We start from the raw sequence: 18001 nt of genomic DNA on the forward strand, positions 1-18001 counted from the left end.
ACAATCATGACTGAAAAACCCAAGACCAAGAAACTGATCAACGCGCCGGAAAACATCATCGCTGAAATGATCGAGGGAATGGCGGGCGCCCATCCCGGCATGCTGCGCGTCGAGGGCGCGACCGGGCGCGCGGTGGTGGCCGTGGACGGGCCGCGCGACGGCAAGGTCGCAATCGTCATCGGCGGCGGCTCCGGACACGAGCCGGCCTTTGCCGGCTATGTCGGACGCGGGCTCGCCGATGCGGCGGCCGTCGGCAATGTGTTCGCCTCGCCCTCGCCCGCCCACATCGTCGAGGCGGCGCGGGCGGCGGACGGCGGCGTCGGCGTGCTCATGCTCTACGGCAACTACACCGGCGACGTGCTGAACTTCACCATGGCGGCCGAGGAACTGACGCTGGGCGGTACCGTCGTCCGCCACGTGGCCGTCGCCGACGACGTCGCCTCGGCTCCGATCGACCGGAAGTCCGAACGGCGCGGGATCGCGGGCGATTTCTTCGTCTTCAAGATCGCCGGCGCCGCAGCCGACCTCGGCGAGCCGCTGGCGCGCGTGGAAGCGCTCGCCCGGGCGGCGAACGAGGCGACGCGGTCGATGGGCGTCGCACTGGGCGCCTGCTCCCTGCCGCAGACGGGAAAGCCGAACTTCACCATCGGCGACGAGGACATGGAAATCGGCATGGGGCTACATGGTGAGCCGGGCATCCGCCGCCAGAAGCTCGCGCCCGCCGACGAGGTCACCGATGAATTGACGGATGCGGTCATCGGCGAATTGGCGCTGAAGGCCGGCGACCGCGTCGGCGTGCTGGTCAACGGGCTGGGGGCCACCTCGCAGATCGAACTCTATCTGATCTTCCGGAGGGTCAAGCAGCGGCTCGACGCGCTCGATGTGCGGATCCACGCGTCCTGGGTCGGGGAATACGCCACGTCTCTCGAGATGGCGGGCGCCTCCGTCACGCTGATCAAGCTGGACGACACGCTGCAGGCGCTGCTCGACCATCCGTGCCGCACGCCGGCCCTGACGGTCGGCGCCCTGGAGCAGGGCGCGGCCGCCGGCGCGCGCAGCCGCCGGGCGGAGCGGGCCGCGGACGCCCGCATCAGCCCGACGGCCTCGCCGCGCGAGCTCGTCACCGAAGGCGACGTCACGCCGGCCATCTTCCGCGTGATGATGCACAATGTCGGCGAGCAGATCATCGCCGAGAAGGACTGGCTCTCCGAACTCGACGGCGTCATCGGGGACGGCGACCACGGCGTCACCATGGAGATCGGCTGGAAGGCCGTGCAGCGGGCCATGGAGGACACTCCCGAGGACGAAACGATCGAAGGCACCTGCAAGCGGATGGCGAAGGCCTTCCTGGACGCTGTCGGCGCCTCGTCCGGCCCGCTCTACGCCACGGCCTTCCTGCGGGCGGGAACCGCCGTGGGGCACCGGCTGAACCTCGACGGCGGAGCGATGGTCGACTGGCTGTCCGCCGCCTGCCAGGGCATCCGTGACCGGGGCAGGGCGGAGCCGGGGGACAAGACGATGATCGATGCCTGGCTTCCGGCGGTGGCGGCCGCGACCGAGCGGGCGGCCGGCGGGGGGGCCACCCTCGACATCCTCACCGCGGCGCGCGACGGGGCCGAGGCCGGCATGAAGGCGACGGCGGCGATGGAATCGCGCCGTGGGCGCTCGGCCAAGCTGGGCGAACGCTCCGTCGGCCATATCGACCCCGGCGCGGCCTCGACCTATGTCACGCTGCGGGCGATGACCGCCGCTTTGGAGCGAGCGCTCGCCTGACGATGCCTGCGTCGTCCCGGACGCGACGCGGCACGGCAGTGGCGCTTCGCAGATCCGGGACCGCGTGCAGGATGAGGTTCCTTCCGCGCGCGGTCGCGTGTCTGCACCGCACCCCTGCGGGATGCGGTGCGCACGGGATGACATGGAGACGACAAGCGTCTCAGCGCGGGCCCTGCAGCAGGGCGCGGGCGACCGTCTCGTTGGTCACCAGGCGGTTGACGTAGCCGGCGCGCAGGATCGCCCGGATGACGGGGATCTTGTTGAGGCCGCCCGAGACGAGCACGGAGACCGGCTTCAGCTTCAGCTTGTCCGGCGGCAGGGCGATGATCGATTCGTTGAGGAAATGGTCGATCGGCCGCCCCTGCGCGTCGAGGAAGCAGCCCATGAATTCGCCGACCGCGCCGAGCCTCAGCACCGTATCGAGATGGTCCTTCACCACCCGGATCTGGGTGAGGGAGGTGTCCTGGGTGAGCGGGCCGCAGGATACCAGGCCGATATCGGCGATTTCGGTGCGGGCCAGGACATCCGTCAATTCCTCGTTCAGCAGCACGGCGTTGCGGCTTTCCGGATTGGCGCAATAGATCGGCGCGGTGAGGTAATGGCACTCCACGCCGAGGATGCGCGCGAAGGCGGTGGCGACCTCGAAGGTGTTCGTCGCCGATCCGCTGGTGACGCCGCCCGTCAGGCCGACCACCCAGCTCTCGGGCTTCGGGCGGGCGCGCAGGGCGCGCACCGCGAAGCTCAGCGTCCGTCCGGAACCGATGCCGACGCCCATGTCATGCTCATGGATGAGGGGGCTGGCCAGGATGCCGGCAGCCTCGCCGATCACCCGCTTCTGCTCGATGTAATCGTCGAGGTCGGGCACGACGACCGATTCCACCAGGCCGTAGCGCGCCGAGACCTTCTCCGCCAGGTCGACGCAATCGCTGAGCGGCAGGCTGACGGTGACCTGAACGCTGCCGGAATCCCTGAGCTGGCCGATGATCTTGTTGACCTTCAGCCGCGTGATGTTCATCCGCTGCGCGATTTCCTGCTGGGTCTGGCCGCCGACGAAATAGAGCCAGGCAACGCGCGCGCGTTCGAGCTCCTCGTTGAAAGGTCCGGGATCTTCGGTCATCCTCCTGTCCTATCCGCAGCGTCCGCCGAGTTCAACCGGCCTCGCCGGACGCCGGCGCGAAGAGACGGGGCGAACGCGGCGGATGCCCGGCCGCTGCATCAGTCCTTCGAGGCCGCCTCGTCCAGCCGCATCAATATGCCGTAGGCGGCGGTCACGCGGGCGTCGATCGGATAGTTCTTGTTGGCCAGCAGCACGATGCCGATCTTTCCGGCGGGAACGAACGCCACATAGGCGCCGAAGCCGTTCGTCGATCCCGTCTTGTTGATCAGGACGTCGTCTCGGGGCGCCAGCGGGGGATCGATTTCGGTCGCCGGATTGGCCTTGAGCGCGATCGCGGCCGAATTGCCCGCCAGCAGGTCCGCCAGCCGCGGCGGGTATCGATACTGCTCCCAGATGAGGTCCTGCGTCATCGGGCCGATCCGGTAATAGCCCGTATGGGTGCTCGATAGGGCGCGCTGCAATGTCGGGTCGAGGGCGAGCATGCCCATATTGGCTTCGACGAAGCGCAGCATGTCGCCGGCCGTCGTCCGGATGCCATAGGCTTCCGCCGCCAGCACGCCGGGCGCCATCCGGACCGGCGCATCCTTCGTGGTGTAGCCTTGCGCGTAATCTTCCATGCGGGAGGCGGGAACATCGAGATAGGTGTGCCGCAGGCCCAGCGCCGGGAACAGCCTGCTCTCCATCAGGGCGACGAAGTCCCCGTTCATGCTCCTGGCGGCGATCATGCCGAGCATGCCGATACTCGGATTGGCGTAGGTCCGATACGTTCCGGGCGCGTAGGTCGGCTTCCAGCGCCGGAAATACGCCATCAGTCCATCGTCAGTGGTGATGCCGTCGGGTACCTGCAGGGGCAGGCCTCCCGAGGTGTGCGTCCCCAGATTGAGCAGGCTCACCGCGTCGAAGCTGCTGCCCCGCAAAGAAGGAAGATATCGGCTCGCCCGGTCGGACAGCGATAATTTGCCGCTGACCTGCGCATAGGAAGCGAGGGTCGCGGTGAAGGTCTTGCTGCAGGAGCCGATCTCGAAGAGCGTCTCGCCCGAGACGGGATTTCCCGTCGCCTTCGACGCCACGCCGTAATCGTAGACGTAGCCCCGTCCCTTCACGACGATCCCCACCGCCATGCCGGGCACGCCATATCGCGCCATCACCGGCCGGATCGCCTCCGCCACGACCTTGCCGATGTCGGCCTTCTCGTCGGCGTTCGCCTGGCGGGTCATCGGGAGGAGGGCGCCGATGCACACCGCCGCGATCGCGGCACTCCGAAGGGTGGGTCGCCTCATCCGCTCAATCCCTGTCGCTGCCCGGCCGCCCCTCCCGTGCGATCTACAACGCAGAGGGGCGGCATCGCAACAGCCGGGCGGACGAGGGATCGGCGGCGGCGTTCCGCAGCCCGCGCCTCGCGCCGGATCAGGCGGCGCCGATGCCTGCGACGGTGTCCAACTCCCCGATGGCGTCGTCCGGCAGGGTCAGCGTGGCCGCAGCGAGGTTTTCCCGCAGATGCGCGACGGAGGAGGTTCCGGGGATCAGCAGGATGTTGGGCGCGCGGCGAAGCAGCCAGGCGAGCGCCACCTGCATCGGGGTCGCGCCGAGGCGCGCGGCGACGGCCGAGAGGGTCGAGGACTGCAGCGGGCTGAAGCCGCCGAGCGGGAAGAAGGGCACATAGGCGATGCCGTCGCGGGCGAGTTCGTCGATCAGGGCGTCGTCGGCCCGATGCGCCAGGTTGTACTGGTTCTGCACGCAGGCGATCTCGCAGATCCTCCGCCCTTCGGCGATCTGCGCGGGCGTGACGTTGCTCAGGCCGATCTGGCGCACCAGGCCCTGCCGCTGGAGCTCCGCCAGGGCGGCGAGCGGCGCCTCGATCGATCCTTCGGCGGGTCCGTGCACGCTGAACATGATGCGGAGATTGACGACGTCGAGCACGTCTACGCCGAGATTTCGGAGATTGTCATGAACCGCGGTAGCCAGGTCTTCGGGCGAGAAGGCCGGAAGCCAGGATGCGTCGTCGCCGCGCCGGGCGCCGATCTTGGTGACGATGACGAGATCGTCCGGGTAGGGCGCGAGCGCCTCGCGGATCAGCCGGTTGGTGACGTGCGGGCCATAGAAATCGCTGGTGTCGACATGGTTGATGCCGCTCGCCACCGCTTCGCGCAGCACGGCCACCGCGGCGTCATGGTCCTTGGGCGGCCCGAACACGCCGGGCCCCGCCAACTGCATGGCGCCATAGCCGAGCCGCTTCACGCTGCGGCCGCCGAGGGTGAATGTGCCGGCTTGGTCGATAGGGGTCATGATGCAATCTCCTTGCAAGTCGGCCTTAAAGATAGGCCATGTCGGCATCGGTGAAAATCCGGTACAATCTGCACGGGCTGTGCGGAGAAGCGAACAATGAAGGTGGAGCTGGGCGATCTCGACGCCTTCGTGGCCGTGGCGCGCGCCAAAGGTTTTCGCGACGGCGCGCGCGCGAGCGGCGCCAGCGCGTCCGGTCTCAGCGAGGCGGTGCGCCGCCTGGAGGCGCAGCTCGGCGTCAGGCTGCTGAACCGGACGACGCGCAGCGTCGTCCCCACCGAAGCGGGCGAGGGGCTGCTGGCACGGCTGGGCCCGGCCTTGGCCGAGGTGGAGGCAGCGCTCGACGTGGTGAACGGCTTTCGAGGCAGGCCGGCGGGCTGGCTGCGCCTCAACGTGCCGGTCAGCGCGGTGCGGCTGGTGTTGCCCGCGATCGTTCCCCGTTTTCTCGCCGCCTATCCCGACATCAGGCTGGAAGTGGTTGCCGAGGAAAGCTTCGTCGACCTGCTGGCGGCCGGCTGCGACGCCGGCATCCGCTATGACGAGCGGCTGGAGCAGGACATGATCGCCGTGCCGATCGGGCCGCGTGTCCAGCGCTTCGCCGCTGCCGCCTCGCCGGCCTATCTCGATCGGCACGGGCGGCCGGACCATCCGCGCGAGCTGCTCGCCCATGCCTGCCTGCTCGGCCGTTTTGCCAACAGGGCGACGGTGCCGTGGGAGTTCGAACGCGACGGCGAGGTGGTGCTGGTCGATCCCGCCGGGCCGCTGCTGGTAAGGATCGGCGCGGCGACGGATCTCGCCGTCGACGCCGCCATCGCCGGCACGGGCGTCGTCTATCTCTTCGAGGACTGGCTGCGGCCCTATTTCGACAGCGGGGCGCTCGAGCCCGTCCTCGAACCGTGGTGGCAGCGTTTCTCGGGACCGTTCCTGTATTATCCGGGACGGCGGCTGGTGCCGCCGCCGCTGCGGGCGTTCGTCGATTTCATCAAGGCGCCGCCCGACCGGCCCTGACGGATGGCCGCGCCGCCGTTCAGGCCAGGATGTTGACGGCCCGGGCGGCGACCAGGGCGACCGTGAGCAGGGAGATCATCGCCTCCGTCATCATCAGCAGCTTGGCGCGCGCCGACAGCGGCAGCGTATCGGTCGGCGAGAAGGCCGTCGCATTGGTGAACGCCAGGAAGAGATAGTCGACGAAGCCCGGGATCCAGGTGCCGAATTCGCGGTCGGGCAGCGTCATCTGCGGGAAGAGGAAATCGGCTTCGGCCCGCTTTGTCAGGCCGCAGGTCGGCGGACCGCCGCGATCGGTGCTCCAGAACCACAGCGCGAAGATGATGACGTTGGTGATCCAGATGTTGAGGGCATCGACAAGCAGCATCTGTGCGCTGCCGCCGTGACCGTGGAGGAGGTTCCTGACGAGCTCGAACAGCGCGCCGCAGTTGATCAGGCTGATCACGCCGGTGAGCAGGATGGCGGCCCGCCTGATCCACAGGCGATAATTGCCGATCGCCTGCCAATGGTGCTCTGCTGTCGCGACGCGCACCTTCGCCTGGTTCCAGGCGGTGGCGATCGACAGCGGAACGAGCATGACGAACTCCACCGCCGGCGCCAGCCAGCGCGGCCCGAAGGTCAGGTCGTTGACCAGCAGGAGCTGCAGCAGGGCGACGACCAGAACGGCCGCGCGGGCCATCCAGAAATCGACGGCATAATTGTGGATGACGAGATGGGGCTTGGACACGGGGCGGGATTTCGGGTCAGGAGGGAAATTCTCGGGCCCCGGTCAGCAGCAGGAAACTGCGGCACAAGGATGGCGTGACGGGCCGGCGGGCAGGGCGACCGCAGCAGGAGCCTTCGAGCGGCCGCGGGCTTGGAGCCTCGGCCGTCTCCTCTCTCGCACGCCGGGAGCGGCGATCATCGCCGCGCCGCGGCCGGGCGCGGTTTCGGGGGAGGGACGGGCGTTCTGCTTCTGCTCGCGAACCAGATGACATGCCGTGCGCCGCTGCGGCCCTTGTTGGCACGCACGCGCACTTCGTCGACGATGAACCCGCTCCGGACCAGGCGCTGCCCGAATTTCGGGTCGGGCCCCTGCGACCAGACCGCCAGCACGCCGCTCGGCGCCAGGGCGGCCCGGGCGGCGGCCAAGCCTTCGAGGTCGTAGAGACGGTCGTTGGAGGGACGGGTGAGGCCCTCCGGGCCATTGTCGACGTCGAGCAGGATGGCATCGAACCGGCGCCCCGACCGGATCACCGTGCCGACATCGACTTCCTCGATGCGCACGCGCGGATCATCGAGGCAGTTCCCGAAGATCGCGGCCATCGGGCCCCTGGCCCAGGCGACGACCGCCGGCACCAGCTCCGAGACGACGATCTCGGCATCCGCGGCAAAGCAGGCCAGCGCCGCGCGCAGGGTGAAGCCCATGCCCAGCCCGCCGATGAGGATGCGCGGCCGCCTGCGCTCGCCGATGCGCTGGCGCGTCAAGGTCGCGAGCGCTTCTTCCGAGCCGCTGAGCCGGCTGTTCATCAGTTCGATCCTGCCGAGCATGATCGAAAACTCGGCGCCGCGCTGCATCAGGCGCAGTTCGCCGCCGCCGGGGACCGTAGAGGTGTCGAGGTGCTTCCAGGGGATCACGGGGGACTCATCGGCAGGATGCGGCAGGATGGCCCGGTCTAGAGCAAACGGGTTTGCGCGGGAACGCCTTTTGTTCCCGCCCTTTGCTTCGAGGCATGGTTCCTCACGCGCTCCAGCCCGACCGGTTCTCGTCGGCCTTGAAGAACCAGCTCTCCTCCTTGGCGAAGGAGGCGATTTCGGGGAGGAAGCTCATCTCGCCGGTGGGCAGATAGGAGACGTAATATTCGGCAGGCCCGATCCGGGGGCTTGCCGGCACGATCACCATCGCGCCTTCCTCAACGTGATCGCGAAAGAAATCATGCGGCAGCAGGCTTGCGCCGATGCCCTTGCGCACCAGGGAGGCAATGACGCTGAAGCTGGCGCAATAGCTGACCCGGCGGGGCTTCACCCCCGCATCCACGAACCATTTCTGCATGATGGAGAAGACGTTCGCGTCCTTGGGGGCGGTCAGGATGGGAACATCGGCGAAATCGGCCGGCGTGATGTCGCGATCGATCTTCACCAGGGCCGGATGCGCCATCCAGCTCAGTCCGTAGGAACCGAGCGATTCCGTCACCGCACCGGGCAGGGCCACCGGTCCGGGCAGCAGGGCCATGTCGATGTTGCGGGAATTCAACTTGTTCACGAGGCGGGCGGAAAGGTCGATGTCGAGATCGACCTCAATGTTCGGATATCGCTCCGCAATGCGCACCAGCAACCTGTCCAGCCAGCTCAGAGCGATGACTTCGGCGACGCCCAGCCGGATCACGCCGATGAGACCCGCATTGTCGTCCACCGCCGCCCGCAGCGCCGAGATGTCGGCGACGATACGCTCGGCGATCTGGAGGCACTTCTTGCCGGCGGCGGTCAGGGTGATCTGCGGCCTCTCGCGGTTGAAGAGCGGCGCGCCCAAATCGGCCTCCAGCTCGTTTATCCGCCTGGTGATCGCCGGCTGGGTGAGGCGCAGATGCCGCGCGGCGGCGCTGAAGCTGCCCAGGCGCGTAATCCAGAGGAGTGTTTCCAGGCTGCGGATATTCACGAGCGTCCATAACATTTATGCATGGGAAGGCATCAACCGATATTAATTGTCAACATCGATATTGCAACGCAAAATGAAACCCGTTGAGCCTTGCACCGCCAATGGGGAACAAAAACATGTTCAATAACAAATCTTTGCGTGCCTGGGCCGTCGCTGCGAGCCTGACTGTCGGGTTCGGCGTCAGTACAGCGATGGCCGCAGACCTGAAATGCGAACCCGGGAAGCTCGCGTCGAAATATCCCGGCCTCGTCGGCAAGACGATCAGGATCGGCCAGGACGGCGAAAGTCCGCCCTACAGCTTCCGCGACCCGAAGGATTTCAGCCAGATGGCCGGCCTCGATGCGGATCTCGCCCGGGCGACGTTCAAATGTATCGGGACCCCGGTCGAATTCGTGACGGGGGCGTGGTCAGGCCTGCTGCCGGCCATCATCGCCGGCCAGATCGACGTCATGTGGGACACGCTGCTCTACACGCCGGCGCGGGCCAAGCAGATCGACTTCGTCGCCGAGATGTCGTCTGCGAGCGGGGTGCTGGTACCGGCGGGAAATCCCAAGCAGCTCAAAACGCTCGTCGATGCCTGCGGCCTGACCGGAACGGCCGGCCTCGGAACCGTCGAGGAAGCCCAATTGCGCCGGATGAGCGCGGACTGCGAAAAGGCCGGCAAGGCGTCCGTCGGCATCGTGCCCACCGCCGACATCCCGGCCGGCGCCCGCCTCGTGCAGAACGGACGCGCCGACTTCCTGATCGACGACCTGGCCCTGATCGATTCCATGGTGGGCAGCAACCCCGCGGCCTACGCCAGGGCCTTTTCGATGAAGACGCACGACATCAAGGCCGTCGGCCTGACGAAGGGCAACAAGGACCTGGCCAAGGCCATCTATGACGCCTTGTCGATCCTCGAGGCGGACGGCACCGCCAAGGAGATCTTCCAGAAGTACAACACCGATTACGGGCTGGTCGTGCCGCCCAAGATCCTGACCGAATAGGCGCGGCGATGACATGGTCGATTCTGGCTCATGATCCGGCGACCGGCGAGTTCGGGGCCGGCATCGCGACCAAGGCGTTCGCCGTCGGCGCGCACTGCCTGTACGGCGACGGCCGCTTCGGCGTGCTGGCGACCCAGGCCAAGACCAATCCCTTGTTCGGCGGCCGGGGACTCCGGCTTCTCGCGGAGGACTGTCCCGCCGACCATGTGCTGGCGATGCTGCTGGCGACGGACGAGGGCCGGGACATGCGTCAGCTCCACGTCATGGATCGGTGGGGGCATATCGCCCAGCATACGGGGGCGGCGTGCGTGTCCTGGCGCGGCAGCGTGCAGGGGCGGAGCGTGTCCGTCGCCGGCAACATGCTCTCGGGCCCGGGCGTCGTCGAGGCCTGCCGGGATGCCTTTCTCGCCACCGCCGGGCAAGCTCTCGCCGAGCGCCTGATGGCGGCGATGGAGGCCGCGGAGGCTGCGGGCGGCGACAGCCGGGGCCGGGAATCCGCGGCCCTGCGCATATGGAAGGGCGAGGAATATTCCTCGCTCGACATCCGCGTCGACAGCCATGCGGATCCGCTCGCCGAACTGCGAAGGCTCTATGGCGTCTCCCGCGGCCGGTTCGCGACCTTCAGCACCGGCTTTCCGACCAGGGCCGATCCGGTCGGGTCCACCGACCTCACTCTCTGACCGTCTCCATCGGCCGGGCAGGATCGAGGCCACCGAACGCCGTCGCATCGGAGCGCTGCGACCATGGCGCGTTTCCGCTCGCGACGATATGGCCCGCGCCGCCCGTCCGGCGCGAGCCCCAACCGCAACCCATGCAGGTCGGCAATCCCCCGCGGATCGAGCCGGCCTGCCTCCGGATCGACAGGAAAATATCTTGAAAACCTCCTTCAACGAGCTGGTGAACAGCCGGCGGCTGAACGACAGGATGGACGCGCTGGGGCTCGACGCTCTTGTCGCCCGGTCCGGCGCCAATTTCACCTATCTCGCCGGCTTCGCCTATCCCGGCACCCTGGCCCGGCATGTCGACCTGCCCGATTCCCCCCGCGCGGTGTTCCTGCTGTGGCCTCGCCACGGCGAACCGCGCATCATCGTCAATACGATTGCCGAAGGGCTCGCGCGGCGGGATTCATGGGTCGAGACGTTCGATCTGTATGAAGGCTATGTCGAGCGGCCGGTCGAACGCCTCTGCACGGCCATCGAGGATGCCGGCCTTTCCGGCGCCGTCGTCGGCTTCGAGAGAAACTATATCAGCGCCGCCGACGCCGATGTCCTGGCTGCCCGCCTGCCGCGGATGAGGATGCGGGATTCCACGGCGATGATGGAGGACGTGCGGGCCGTCAAGATGCCCGGCGAGATCGCCTTGCTCAGGCAGGGCGCCGACATCCTGGACGACGCCTTCCTGGAGGTCTTTCCCACCGCGCGCCCCGGCATGCGGGAGCGCGACCTGCACGCCGCGCTCGTCGCCGCGTGCCTGGCGCGTGGATGCGAGTTCGTGCACGGCATCCTGAACTCGAGCCGGAACACCGTCTCCTATGCCGGCGAGAGCGATTTCGCCTTCGAAGCGGGAGATGCCATCCGTACCGACTATGTCGCCTATCGGAAGGGCTATCCCGGCCATCAGTCGAGATGCGCGGTGATCGGACAGCCGACGGCCGAGCAGCGCCGGGATTATCGCACGATACGGGACATCTATCTCGCCTCGCTCGACATGTGCCGGCCCGGGGTCGCGTCCGGGGACATCTATCGGCAGATCGTGGAGCGCTTCGAGGCCGCGGGGCTCACCTACGCGTCGATGCTCGCCGGTCACAGCGTCGGCTGTTGGTGGCATCAGCAGGAGCCCGTCATCTCGCGCGGCAATTCCAGGCGGCTGGAGAGCGGCATGGTCATCGCGATGGAGCCTCATATCAATCATTGGCACATCCAGGACATGATCCTGGTGACGGGTGACGGCCCCGAATTGCTGTCCGGCAAGTTCCCGACGGACGAAATCTTCGCATGCGGGTAGGGACGAAAATCGCCTCCTCCCTTCATCCCGGCATGCCCGGCTTCGCCTTTCCCTTTCCTGGACCGCTCCGCTTCGCGACGACATCGGGAGTCCCGCAGTGAACCGGATATTCCACAGTTTCGCCCGCCTGGCGGGGATCCCCGCTTTGGCGACGATGGCGACATGCCGCCCTGCATGGGCGGCGGACGCCGGCGATGTCGACGCCTCCTGGGCGTGGGATCTGTTGTCCTACGCGACGGAGCCGTTCCTCCTGCAGGGGGCCTGGGTCGCCGTCGAAATCGCGGCTCTCGCCATGGTCGGCGGCGTCGTGCTCGGATTGGGACTGGCGCTTCTGCGGCTGTCGCATCTGTCCGTGGTGCGAAACGCGGCCTGGTTCTACATCTGGTTCGTGCGCGGAACGCCCCAGTTGCTCCAGCTCGTGTTCATCTACGATGCCTTGCCGGCCTTCGGCATCAGGTTCGGCACCTTTACGACGGCGGTCATCGGCTTTGCCCTCAACGAGGCGGCGTTCAGCGCCGAAATCATCCGCGGCGGAATTCTCTCCGTAAACCGCAACCAGAGCATCGCCGCCTCGGCCTTCGGCATGAAGCCGCTCCTGACGCTGCGGCGGATCATCCTGCCCCAGGCCATGCGGGCGATCCTTCCCGGCATCGCCAATGAAACGATCAGCATGATCAAGGGGACGTCGATCGCTTCCGTCATCTTCGTGAACGAGCTGACCTTCCGGGCGCAGCAGATCGTCGGCCAGAACTTCAAGTTCTTCACGGTGTTTGCGGCTGCGGGCCTCATCTACCTCGCGATGACCAGCGTCGTGGCGGCGCTGCAGGCGGTTCTCGAACGGCGCTTCGACTTCGAGCTCGAACGCAGTCCGTCACGGGAGGGCGGCATCGGGCGGTTCGTCGGCTTCCATTGGGGCAGTCCGGCGCCGCCATCCGCCGCCCCCGTTCCCGCCGCCGATCCGGATGCGACCGAAGAGGCGGCCCCGGCCGATCTATGGCTCGGCGAGCTTGCATCGGGGCGGGGGGACCAGGCTCAGAAGCCGGGACCCTTCGTGCTCGGGCGCAATCTCTGGAAGGCCTACGGAGCCCGCCCGGTACTGCGCGGCGTCGATTTCAGCGTCGCGCGAGGGGAGGTCGTCGTCGTCATGGGCCCGAGCGGCTCCGGCAAGAGCACGCTCCTGAGAATGGTCAACCATCTCGAAACCATCGACCAGGGCGCCATCCTCGTCGATGGGGAATATGTCGGCTATCGGCAGGTCGGCGAGACGATGATTCCCATGCGCGATCTCGCCACCGCGCGTGCCCAGGCCCGCATCGGCATGGTCTTCCAGCATTTCAACCTTTTCGAGCATCTGTCGGCGCTCGAGAACATCATGGAGGCGCCCGTCCATGTGCATGGCGTGGCGCCGGCGGAGGCCCGGCGCACGGCGATGCGCCTGCTGCGCATGGTCGGCCTCGGCAATCATGCCGATCACCTGCCGCACCGGCTTTCCGGCGGGCAGCAGCAGCGCGTCGCCATCGCCAGGGCGCTCGCCATCTCGCCGCGCCTGATGCTGTTCGACGAGCCGACCTCGGCGCTGGATCCCGAACTGGTCGGCGAGGTGCTCGCCGTGATCCGCCGTCTCGCCGAGATGGGCATGACCATGCTCGTGGTGACGCACGAGGTCCGTTTCGCGCGGGAGGTGGCCGATCGCGTCATCTTCATGGACGAGGGCGTGGTCGTGGAGGAGGGCACGCCGGACGAGGTGCTGGGCGCGCCTCGGCACGAGCGGACGCAACGTTTCCTGCGCATGGTGGAGCGCGAAGCCTCGGCGGGGTGAGCCGCGCCGTTGGATGCCCCATGCCCCGTGGATGAATCGGCGCTGCCCGCGGGGATCTGCGTATCGTCCAGGTTGGCGGCGAGCCGGTCATCGCATTCCGACGGAATACCGGCGATTTCTGCGCGGGCTCATCGCGGGGGCCGCTCCGGTTCGGCTTCCCGCCCGAAGAGGGACGGAGAACGCCGCCGATGGCGTGCATGGCAGCTATGCGTATTTTGCATATTTACTTTATATAATTTATAGAAATAGTAGACATTAATGCCGGCGAAGACGGCTGTCGGGCATGCCCGCTCGGCGTCGCCCCGGCGACCTTTCATTCCTCCCACAGATCAAGGAGCCGGCGATGACCGCTGGTATGCTCACTCCTCCCCCCTTGCCCGACTTCTCGGACAAGCGCGTCGTCGATCGGCACATGGATCGCCTCGACACCACCGGCGTGAGCCGGCGCGACTTCCTGGCGCTCGCATCCGCCGGCGCGGCTGCCGCGGTCGCGGCGGCGACGATGGGGCTGCCCTCGGTCGCCGTCGCCTCGCCCGACGGCAAGCTCGCCTTCCTCACCGCCTTCTACCGGAACGAATACAACGTCATCCTCGACAAGGCCTTCGCGGATGCGACCAAGGACCTCGGATTCGGGGGCTATACGGCGCTCGACGGCAATTTCGACAGCCAGCTGCAACTGAATCAGTTCGAGCAGCAGGAGGCCGCGGGCATCCAGTCCGCGATCTTCAACCTCGCCGACGGCAGCCCGCTGCGCCGCATCGCCAAGGGTGCGCAGGACAACAAGATCTATGTCGGCAACGTATGGGATACGCTGTCCTGGTTCACGCCCTTCGAAGCGGGTGACTATTACACGCTCTATGCCGTGCCGGAGGAATTCGCCGCCCATCGCGCCGTGACGGTCGAGCTGCTGAAGGCGGTGACCGAGAAATTCGGCGGCGGCGAGATCATCGGCGTGACCGGCTCGCCGGGCAACTGGACCGACATCGCCCGCAGCCGCGGCCGCGACGATGCCTTCAAGGACTTCCCCAAGACCCGGCTGGTCGACCAGCTTCCCGGCAAATGGAATCGGGAGGACGCGCTGAAGGCCACCGAGGATCTGCTCAGCCGGCACAAGAACGTGGTCGGCGTGGTGGCTCAGAACGACGATGTCGCCCAGGGCGTGATCGCGGCGCTGAACGCCGCGGGCCTGCGTCCCGGCGAGGACGTGCTCGTCGTCGGCGCCGACGGCACGAGCGGCGGCGTGAAGTCGATCGCCAAGGGCACGCAACTCGCCACCAGCGCCAACAGCCCGGCCTATGCCGCCGGTCTGTTCGCGGGCCGCATCTATGACGTGACGCATGGCTGGCAGCCGCGGGCTTCCGAGCGCCTTTTGAACTGGCGCTCTCTCACCACCACCAAGGAGAACGTCGCCGGCTACCTCAAGCGCTTCGTCGACAATGAGGGCGTCAAGCCGTTCGACTATCGCAAGATATCGAAGGTGCTGCATCCCGACGACTGGGATCCGCAGGCCGATGTCTACCCGCTCGACATCGACAAGCATTGGGAAGGCATCGCCAAGCCCGAGGGCTGGACCTACCCGAAGGCCTATACGGACGCCAAGTCCAGCGGCGAGTTCGAGCGGGTGAGGGCGGAATACGCCGATCACCACAAGATCAAGTTCGACGGTCCCTCGCCCAACGCGAAGGCATGACCGCGGCGCCCGCCGCCTCCGCCCGTCCGTTCCCTTCGATCCGCGAGACACCGATGACCCTTCACAGCCAAGCGCTGGCGCGCCCGTTCGCGCCGGCCGAGAACCGCGCCGTTCTTTTCGAGGCCGAAGGGCTCACCAAATCCTTTGGCCGGACCGTGGTCCTCGACGGCGTGAGCTTCGAGGTCCCGGCCAACAAGGTGGTCACCTTCGTCGGCGAGAACGGCGCGGGCAAGTCGACGCTGTTCAACATCCTCAGCGGCCTGGTGAAGGCGGATTCGGGGTCCATGCAGTTGAATGGGCGGCCTTACTCGGTGAGGAGCTATGGCGAGGCGGTGGCGAGCGGGGTCTCGCGGGTCTTCCAGGAGCAGTCGCTGGTGGCGAATGTTCCGGTCTACGAGAACCTGCTTCTCGGCCAGGAGCACCGTTTCGCGCGCGCCGGGCAATTCCTCGACAGGAAAGCCATGATCGCCGCCGCGGAAGGGATCATCGAGGAGGCCGGGATCGACGTCGACGTCCGCAAGCGGACCAGCGACTATGATTTCTCCAAGCGCCAGTCGATCGAGATCGCCCGCGCCTGCCTGGCCACCACCCATCTCGGCGGAGCGAAGACGCCCTTCATCCTGCTCGACGAGCCGACATCGGCGCTCGACCGCCGCGACGAGGAGGCCTTCTTCCGCCTGGTGGCCCGGGTCAAGCAGCGCGGCTCGCTGCTGTTCGTCTCGCACCGGCTCACCGAGGTCCTCGATCTCTCCGACGTCATCTATGTGCTCAAGGACGGCCGTCTCGTCGCCAGGCTCGATCCGCAGAGCGCCAACGAGCAGATGCTGCATGCCCTCATGGTCGGGCGCGAACGGGCGGCGGACTATTATCACGAAAATCGCCAGCGCCGGATCGAGACGTCCTCTTCCGTCATCGAGGCGCGCGGGTTGAGCCTGCCCGGCCTCTTCGAAGACGTCTCCCTGTCGGTCCGGCCGGGCGAGGTCGTCGGCATCGGCGGCCTGCTGGATTCCGGCAAGAGCGCCGTCGGCAAGGCGATCGCAGGCGTGACGCCGCCCGCGAGCGGGACGGTGTCGCTCAAGGGCGGCAAGCCCGTCACGCCCCGGATCAGCCGCTTCGTGCGCCAGGGCCTTGGCTATGTGCCGGCCGAGCGGCTCGCCGAAGGTATGATCGCCGCCTTCAGCGTGGCATGGAACATCTCGCTCGCCAGCGGCGCCGATCTGTTCTCGAACCGTCTCGGCATCTGGCGCCGGCAGAAGGAAGTCGCGGTCGCGGCCCGTTATGCCGCCGAGCTGTCGATCAAGTCCGCCACGCCGAATCTGCGCAGCGCGCGGCTCTCGGGCGGCAACCAGCAGAAGGTGGTCCTGGCCCGCTGGCTCGTCCGCAAGCCCGATGTGCTCGTGCTCGACAATCCGACGCGCGGCGTGGACGCCGGCGCCAAGGAGGAGATCTACCGCCTGATCCGCGAGCTGACGGCATCCGGGGTCGGCATCCTGCTGATCACCGACGAGTTGCTGGAACTGATCGGGCTGTCCAACCGGGTCCTGATCATGCAGCGCGGGCGGATCGTCACCGAGATCGCCGCGCCCGTCGACGCCAAGCCCAGCGAGCGCGAACTCGTGGCCTGGATGCTGCCCAAGGGCGGCGAGAAGCCGGCCCGGCAAACGCAGCAGCAAACCTTGGAAATCGTACAATGACGACAGTTCCGCTCCAGTCGCCGCCGCGGCGTTCGTCGCCCTTCGGGCTCGACCTGAAATCCATCGATACGAGCCTGTGGTTTCCCATCGGTGTCGTGGCGTTCCTGTTCGTCTTCTTCGCGCTGGCGACGGATTCCTTTGCGACGCTGCGCAATTTCACCGCCGTCAGCGGACAGGCGGGAACCCTGCTCATCGCATGCCTCGGCGGGACCTTCGTGGTGCTGATGGGAAGCATCGACCTTTCGGTCGGCGCCATCGTGCTGCTGGGCGGCGCCGCCAGCGTCACCCTGCTGAACGACACGCCGGTGGGATTTGCCGTCCTGCCGATCGTCGCGGTGATCGGCGGCGTCCTCGGCCTGGTCAACGGCGTCATCTACACGCTGGGCCGCATCCCCTCCTTCATCGCGACGCTGGGGACGCTGTCGGTTTTCAGTGGCCTGGCTCTGACCATCCTCGACGGGCGGGCGATCCAGTTCGACCTGTCCGGCTTCGAGCAGATCGCCATAGGGCAGCTGATACCGCGCCTTCCCAATATCGCGCTGTGCGCGCTCCTGGCCTGGATCGTCGTGGTGTTCATCGCCGCCCGCACGCGGTTCGGACGCTACATGTACCTGATCGGCGGCGGCGAGACGGTCGCCCGCACCGCCGGCATCCCGGTGGAACGCTACAAGATCTATGCCTTCGTGCTGTCGGGCGTGCTGGCGGCCATCGGTGCCGTCCTGTCGGTGGCCCGTCTCGGGGCGGCCGGCCCGTCGCTCGGATCCGACCTCCTGCTCAACAGCCTCGCCGCCATCGTCGTCGGCGGCACCTCGCTCTCGGGCGGTGTCGGCGGCCCGCATCGGACGCTCATCGGCGTGCTCATCATCGCCATCCTCGACAACGGCCTGAACCTGATGGGCGTGTCGCAATACTCACAGATGGTGGTGAAGGGGCTGGTGGTCATCGCCGCCGTCCTGGTCAGCCGCGATCGCGCCCGTACCACCGTCGTAAAGTAG

The 18001-nt window shown here is 67.3% G+C and carries 15 protein-coding genes; 9 read left to right on the forward strand and 6 right to left on the reverse strand.

From position 1 onward, the window contains the following. Nucleotides 1-6: 6 nt before the first annotated feature. Entirely contained in the window at nucleotides 7-1773 is a 1767-nt protein-coding gene (gene dhaL, locus J3R73_RS05570) for a dihydroxyacetone kinase subunit DhaL (protein ID WP_307423474.1), read from the forward strand. A 160-nt stretch (nucleotides 1774-1933) separates the two neighbouring features. Here dhaL and J3R73_RS05575 read toward each other — a convergent pair whose 3' ends face one another. The 3 genes from J3R73_RS05575 to J3R73_RS05585 all read right to left on the reverse strand — a co-directional run bounded on the left by J3R73_RS05575 (nucleotide 1934) and on the right by J3R73_RS05585 (nucleotide 5176). Further along, nucleotides 1934-2890, reverse strand: a complete 957-nt coding sequence (locus tag J3R73_RS05575) for a sugar-binding transcriptional regulator (RefSeq protein WP_307423477.1) — start codon at nucleotides 2888-2890, stop codon at nucleotides 1934-1936. Between the two features lie 98 nt (nucleotides 2891-2988). Next, a complete protein-coding gene (gene ampC, locus J3R73_RS05580; RefSeq protein ID WP_370879844.1) occupies nucleotides 2989-4170 on the reverse strand; it encodes a class C beta-lactamase in 1182 nt (393 codons plus the stop codon). A 127-nt stretch (nucleotides 4171-4297) separates the two neighbouring features. Further along, nucleotides 4298-5176: an aldo/keto reductase family oxidoreductase gene (locus J3R73_RS05585; RefSeq protein WP_307423481.1), complete on the reverse strand. Its 879-nt coding sequence runs from the start codon at nucleotides 5174-5176 to the stop codon at nucleotides 4298-4300. A 96-nt stretch (nucleotides 5177-5272) separates the two neighbouring features. Here J3R73_RS05585 and J3R73_RS05590 point away from each other — a divergent pair, with 96 nt between their 5' ends. After that, nucleotides 5273-6181 (forward strand): LysR family transcriptional regulator, encoded by a 909-nt coding sequence (locus tag J3R73_RS05590; protein ID WP_307423482.1) that lies wholly within the window; start codon nucleotides 5273-5275, stop codon nucleotides 6179-6181. Nucleotides 6182-6200: 19 nt separating this feature from the next. Here J3R73_RS05590 and J3R73_RS05595 read toward each other — a convergent pair whose 3' ends face one another. From J3R73_RS05595 to J3R73_RS05605, 3 genes are all read right to left on the reverse strand, one after another. Then, entirely contained in the window at nucleotides 6201-6857 is a 657-nt protein-coding gene (locus J3R73_RS05595) for a hypothetical protein (RefSeq protein ID WP_307437117.1), read from the reverse strand. 221 nt (nucleotides 6858-7078) lie between these two features. After that, entirely contained in the window at nucleotides 7079-7795 is a 717-nt protein-coding gene (locus J3R73_RS05600) for a spermidine synthase family protein (RefSeq protein ID WP_307423485.1), read from the reverse strand. Between the two features lie 103 nt (nucleotides 7796-7898). Beyond that, on the reverse strand, nucleotides 7899-8813 hold the full coding sequence (locus tag J3R73_RS05605; protein ID WP_307423488.1) for a LysR family transcriptional regulator: 915 nt from the start codon (nucleotides 8811-8813) through the stop codon (nucleotides 7899-7901). Between the two features lie 116 nt (nucleotides 8814-8929). On the opposite strand from J3R73_RS05605, the gene J3R73_RS05610 reads away from it, so the two are divergent. The 7 genes from J3R73_RS05610 to J3R73_RS05640 all read left to right on the forward strand — a co-directional run bounded on the left by J3R73_RS05610 (nucleotide 8930) and on the right by J3R73_RS05640 (nucleotide 18001). After that, nucleotides 8930-9799: a transporter substrate-binding domain-containing protein gene (locus J3R73_RS05610; RefSeq protein WP_307423494.1), complete on the forward strand. Its 870-nt coding sequence runs from the start codon at nucleotides 8930-8932 to the stop codon at nucleotides 9797-9799. An 8-nt stretch (nucleotides 9800-9807) separates the two neighbouring features. Further along, nucleotides 9808-10479, forward strand: coding sequence for a DUF1028 domain-containing protein (locus J3R73_RS05615; RefSeq protein ID WP_307423497.1), 672 nt, complete (start codon nucleotides 9808-9810; stop codon nucleotides 10477-10479). Between the two features lie 193 nt (nucleotides 10480-10672). Continuing rightward, a complete protein-coding gene (locus tag J3R73_RS05620; RefSeq protein WP_307423500.1) occupies nucleotides 10673-11803 on the forward strand; it encodes a M24 family metallopeptidase in 1131 nt (376 codons plus the stop codon). A gap of 97 nt (nucleotides 11804-11900) precedes the next feature. Beyond that, on the forward strand, nucleotides 11901-13622 hold the full coding sequence (locus J3R73_RS05625) for an amino acid ABC transporter permease/ATP-binding protein (RefSeq protein WP_307423503.1): 1722 nt from the start codon (nucleotides 11901-11903) through the stop codon (nucleotides 13620-13622). 343 nt (nucleotides 13623-13965) lie between these two features. Continuing rightward, nucleotides 13966-15312, forward strand: coding sequence for a sugar ABC transporter substrate-binding protein (locus J3R73_RS05630; protein ID WP_307423506.1), 1347 nt, complete (start codon nucleotides 13966-13968; stop codon nucleotides 15310-15312). Between the two features lie 53 nt (nucleotides 15313-15365). Further along, the gene (locus tag J3R73_RS05635) at nucleotides 15366-17006 is read left to right on the forward strand and encodes a sugar ABC transporter ATP-binding protein (RefSeq protein ID WP_307423508.1); all 1641 of its coding nucleotides are present in this window, start codon (nucleotides 15366-15368) and stop codon (nucleotides 17004-17006) included. Continuing rightward, nucleotides 17003-18001, forward strand: a complete 999-nt coding sequence (locus J3R73_RS05640) for an ABC transporter permease (RefSeq protein ID WP_307423511.1) — start codon at nucleotides 17003-17005, stop codon at nucleotides 17999-18001. The genes J3R73_RS05635 and J3R73_RS05640 overlap by 4 nt, the downstream gene beginning before the upstream one ends.

Source organism: Labrys monachus, assembly GCF_030814655.1.
Taxonomy (GTDB): domain Bacteria; phylum Pseudomonadota; class Alphaproteobacteria; order Rhizobiales; family Labraceae; genus Labrys; species Labrys monacha.